Source organism: Hoeflea sp. AS16 (assembly GCF_038900095.1).
GTDB lineage: Bacteria > Pseudomonadota > Alphaproteobacteria > Rhizobiales > Rhizobiaceae > Hoeflea.
Window position 1 is genome coordinate 1 of the sequence record NZ_JBBMQQ010000016.1, and the last position, 4,452, is coordinate 4,452.

Consider the following 4,452-nt stretch of genomic DNA (forward strand, 5'->3'; position numbering starts at 1 on the left):
TGGCGGCAGCATAATCAGGGCGGAAATCCACTTAAGCAGACGCCCGAAACTGTTCAGACAATCCGAACCACCTCTTAGAGATTTCTGGGGGTTCCCACACCTTCCAGTTTCAATAAGTAGGATTGAATTTTTGGGGCGGCGACAAATCACCACGAACGATCGGGGAGAGCATATTGTGAGCCAAGGAGGGAAAAACTGGCGATCTGCAATCGAACTAATCATCAGAGTCTGGAGACTGATCCGGGGAAACGCGGCACATCGCTTTTCGGCAACGCTTGTGCGTGCAGGCGCCACCCTGGTGGCCGGCTCGCCAGCGATCTACCTCCTGCTTCAACTCGCGTTTGAATCAATCTTCGAGAACAGTTCGGCGGCAACGGCCCGTATGGACGACTATCTTGCGATCGGCGGGTTTGTCGTTGGTGTCCTGCTAATCAGCGCGGGTGTTTATATTTTCTATCAGTTCCGCGTCGTCATCGCCTTTGAAGACCAGCTTGCTTTCCTTGTTCAGCCAGGAGCACGCTTTCAGGAAACCGCCCAGTTCCTCGCTGATGACCATTTCCTTAAGTTTGAGGGATTTTCGAACGCCGAACTCGCCGCACCATTGAGAGAACGCAAAGTGATAGTGCCAGACGTTGTGTTCGCGCTGCAGGGTCTCGGAACACTTGCAACAACTACCAATTTCCCGGCCTATGAAGTACGAGAAGAAAACGGAACGATCGTCGTGAGAAAAACCGATGTCTAGCCGGATGCCTTTCCCCCCACCATTGACCGGCGAACTGATCTGTCCAGTGGGGTCAATGCCAAAGGTCAAATATGCCGGAGGTCGCGTAACTGCGGAGTGTTGCACAATTCCGAGTGGCACTTCGGTGTCCGACGGTAGGAGCTATACCGAAGACTTCAAGCGATGGGCATTGGCCCAAATCACAGAGGATGATGGCTATCTTAATTGGGGCGAACGCCGCTTGTCGTTTGAAGACGAGCAAATACTTGTTGAGGGGCGTTTCACGTTGAGGTCCAGAACCGGGGCCAAGACAATAGTTCTTTTCAAGCTGCCTGCGATTACGCAAGAAGGTGGAACCATGTTCGGCGCTAATTAATCCCCCAGCTGCCGGAATACCGCCTTGATGCTGTGAAGACTCCTTGGCCTGCGTGGTTTGATTTCGCAATTACCGGAGGAAAAATTGAACGAACCCCGCATGCCCCGCCGCATCTACAAGTATCGCGCCTTCAGCGGACGGGTGCTCGATATGCTGGTTGCCGACCAGCTTTATTTCTCCGATCCCGCAGACTTCAACGATCCGCTCGACAGCCGGCCCAATGTCGAGGGCGACATCACCGATCACGAACTTGAGCATATTCTCAGCCACCTCGTCGAGCAACGCATCAAAGCGGAAATGACGGCCGCGGCGAAGTCGCTCAAATATCGCGGCCCCAAGACCATCGATCACATCGCGCGTCACAGCCGCAAACACGCGGATAGCCTGCTCAACGAAATTCGCTACAATGCCGGCAATCCGGCCTACGAGATGGACAACCCCGAGCATTTCCTCCTGACCCAGTATCTCGAGGAAGAGCTTCTGAGGCGCTACGACAGAGGCATCGTCTCGTTTGGCACCCGCGCGACCTGTCCCTTGATGTGGAGCCATTACGGCGACCAGCACCGCGGCATTTGCGCCGGCTATTCGGTTCCCGAAGATGCCTCCGATAAGCTGAACAAGATCGAGTATCGCGGCAGCCGGAACGTCAAGGCAAGCGATGTCGCCATCATGGATCATGACCCAACCGCCCGGCAGCGGGTCGATGAGTCGGTTCTGCTCCGCAAGGCGGGTTCTTGGAGCTACGAGCGCGAGTGGCGTCTCATCGGAACGCGCGGCCTGCAGGATTCCCCGCTCGAGCTCGAAGAGGTCATTTTCGGAATCAGGTGCGATGCCGCCCTCAAATACACGATCTTCAAGGCGCTGGAGGACCGCCACCGGTCCGTCAAGTTCTACGAAATGCGGGAGCAGCACGGCACGTTCCGGCTCCTCAAACGCCGTCTCGAACTTGGCGCGCTCGGCGCGTCGCTGCCGCGGCGGTCGCGCGACGTCTTCGACGCTTTCGACAATCTCGATATCGAAGAGCCTCCGCTCGGCGGTTCTCATTGATCGCGGCGAATCTGGAGGCCTGAACCCATGGCTGACGACATTCCGGAAAAACCGGACTTCGAGTCCCTTCTGCGCACGGATTTCCGCTGGCCGACGGAAGGGGACGCGCCGTTCACGCAATCGGAAAACTGGGAGCAAAACGCTTACATCGACCGGTTTGGTCACGGCCGGATCGTCATGATGATGAACGGCTACAAAATGGCCGGCGACCTAATGGTTGCCCAGGTTGCCCGTGAGCGCCACGACGGGGATGTCCTCGTCTTTCCGGTCGTTTTCAACTACCGGCAGTTCATTGAATTGTCGCTCAAGTTCCTGATCGCCACCTACGGTCACACCGTCGGCATCAAGGCCGAATGGAACACCCATGACCTCAAATCCCTTTGGGAGACTTTCTTGAAGGTGCTGGAGGGCTATGGTCACGACGATGCCGAAGGCACTGACGCAATCGTCGAAGAGATTATTCTCGAGTTTGCAAAGGTGGATCCAAGGTCGTTTTCGTATCGTTATCCCGTCGATACTAAGGGTAATCCCGTCTTGCTTGCGCATCAGGAAATCGACCTTCACCGGCTGGCAGACGTTATGCACGGGCTCAAGGGCTATTTCTCCGGCTGCGATGGGTATCTGGACGATCTGCAAAAAGCGGGGCCGTGACGGGAACGCGGGCCAAAGGGATTCAGAGGCGCGCCGTTGTGTCGCCTCTAACCTCGGTTTCGGGATGCGGTTCCAGCGGCGTAGGAGAAGCAGATTGGCGTCGCCCTTCGGGCCGGGCTGTTGGCAAAGCTGAAGCCCGCAAGCGGTGTTCCCCCAGCCGGGCGGCCATCCCTGACGCGGGGGCGGTGATCGGGAAGATCAGAAGGAACCGGAAATTTGCTGGGTGCCGCATGTCCGCCGTCCGCGTCAAGGTTGAATCTCCTCCCGGCTGACGCCGGTCCTTGACCCGGCCGGACGCAGAGGCGGCCGCGGGAAGGGGGGCGGAAGGGCTGATGAAGGTGGTGACGCCAACAGGGTGCGCCGCGCTCCAGCCCGGGACAGGCCGCGAAGGAGCCCGGCATGATCAATCTCCCACTCATCCGGGAAATCTATTTCGGTACCACTGACCGCCGCCAGATGTTTAGGTTGTTCGACCGCCATGAACAGCGGCCGGACCGCTGGCAGAATGACGACAGCGCGCTTTGTACTGGCGAGCGGTTCGAGATCGCTCGCGCCGTGCACGACTAAATGCTCGAAGTCCTTCCGCCGCTCCGGACGCGCGATGCGATCGTCGAGCGTGAGCGCAGAACGTTCAAGCCGATAACCCGCGAAGAGCGATCGAGCAAAACTGGAGCGCCACCCAAGACCGGTCATCACGGCGAGGCACTACTAAGCGAGCCGGAGCCTGTCCAAATTTATCTCCGGAATTATGTCACGTATATGCGTGGACCGGCGAAGCAAAATGATGGGTAAGGATACATTTGCGAGCAAACGTGTGGAACCGTGCATTGAAATCATTGAATAATTCGGCTGCCTTCCAAGCTGAATACGCGGGTTCGATTCCCGCTACCCGCTCCAGAATGACAAGTTTCCCAATTGAGCGAAGACCAGACGGACGCACGCGCCTTGCCTGGCATGTTTTGATGCGTCGAATGTTGCGGCGAATCGATCTTCGGTCCGTACCGGGGCAGGTGGCAGGCCTTCAATGCCATGACCTGACCTGCAGTGATTTGCAAAGCCGGCGGCGTGATTTGCCATGCTGATGGCAGCACAAGATTTCCACTTGCGAAAACAGAGCGAAACCCTTATGTCGCGTTAACTTCTCGCGGGATCAGGGTCAAACGCCTCCGGATCCACAGTCTGCCAACAGAATTACAGGATACAGGACGATGGCAAAGGGTAAGTTCGAGCGCAATAAGCCGCACGTTAACATCGGCACGATTGGTCACGTTGACCACGGCAAGACATCGCTGACGGCTGCGATCACCAAGTACTTCGGTGATTTCAAGGCCTACGACCAGATCGATGCAGCCCCTGAAGAAAAGGCCCGCGGCATCACCATCTCGACCGCCCACGTCGAGTATGAGACCGAAGCCCGTCACTACGCCCACGTCGACTGCCCGGGCCACGCCGACTATGTCAAGAACATGATCACCGGCGCGGCGCAGATGGACGGCGCGATCCTGGTTGTTTCGGCTGCCGACGGCCCGATGCCCCAGACCCGCGAGCACATCCTGCTTGCCCGTCAGGTTGGCGTTCCCTCGCTGGTCGTGTTCCTCAACAAGATCGACCAGGTCGACGACGAGGAGCTTCTCGAGCTCGTCGAGATGGAAGTCCG

Annotated in this window: 5 protein-coding genes; all 5 read left to right on the plus strand. The window is 57.6% G+C overall.

The window, feature by feature from the left end; all coding sequences use genetic code 11:
• The coding region (locus WNY80_RS21690; RefSeq protein ID WP_342889496.1) for a hypothetical protein at nucleotides 1-742 on the plus strand (742 nt) is incomplete at its 5' end.
• Between the two features lie 439 nt (nucleotides 743-1,181).
• Nucleotides 1,182-2,144: a DUF2971 domain-containing protein gene (locus WNY80_RS21695; protein ID WP_342889497.1), complete on the plus strand. Its 963-nt coding sequence runs from the start codon at nucleotides 1,182-1,184 to the stop codon at nucleotides 2,142-2,144.
• A 27-nt stretch (nucleotides 2,145-2,171) separates the two neighbouring features.
• Complete coding sequence (locus WNY80_RS21700; RefSeq protein ID WP_342889498.1) at nucleotides 2,172-2,795, plus strand: hypothetical protein; 624 nt, start codon at nucleotides 2,172-2,174, stop codon at nucleotides 2,793-2,795.
• Between the two features lie 399 nt (nucleotides 2,796-3,194).
• A complete protein-coding gene (locus tag WNY80_RS21705) occupies nucleotides 3,195-3,362 on the plus strand; it encodes a DUF1419 domain-containing protein (RefSeq protein WP_342889499.1) in 168 nt (55 codons plus the stop codon).
• Between the two features lie 641 nt (nucleotides 3,363-4,003).
• The coding region (locus WNY80_RS21710; RefSeq protein ID WP_342889500.1) for a GTP-binding protein at nucleotides 4,004-4,452 on the plus strand (449 nt) is incomplete at its 3' end.

Coding starts and splice junctions, on each gene's coding strand:
- WNY80_RS21700 (WP_342889498.1), top strand. CDS start 2,172: ATGGCTGACGACATTCCGGAAAAACCGGACTTCGAGTCCCTTCTGCGC.
- WNY80_RS21705 (WP_342889499.1), top strand. CDS start 3,195: ATGATCAATCTCCCACTCATCCGGGAAATCTATTTCGGTACCACTGAC.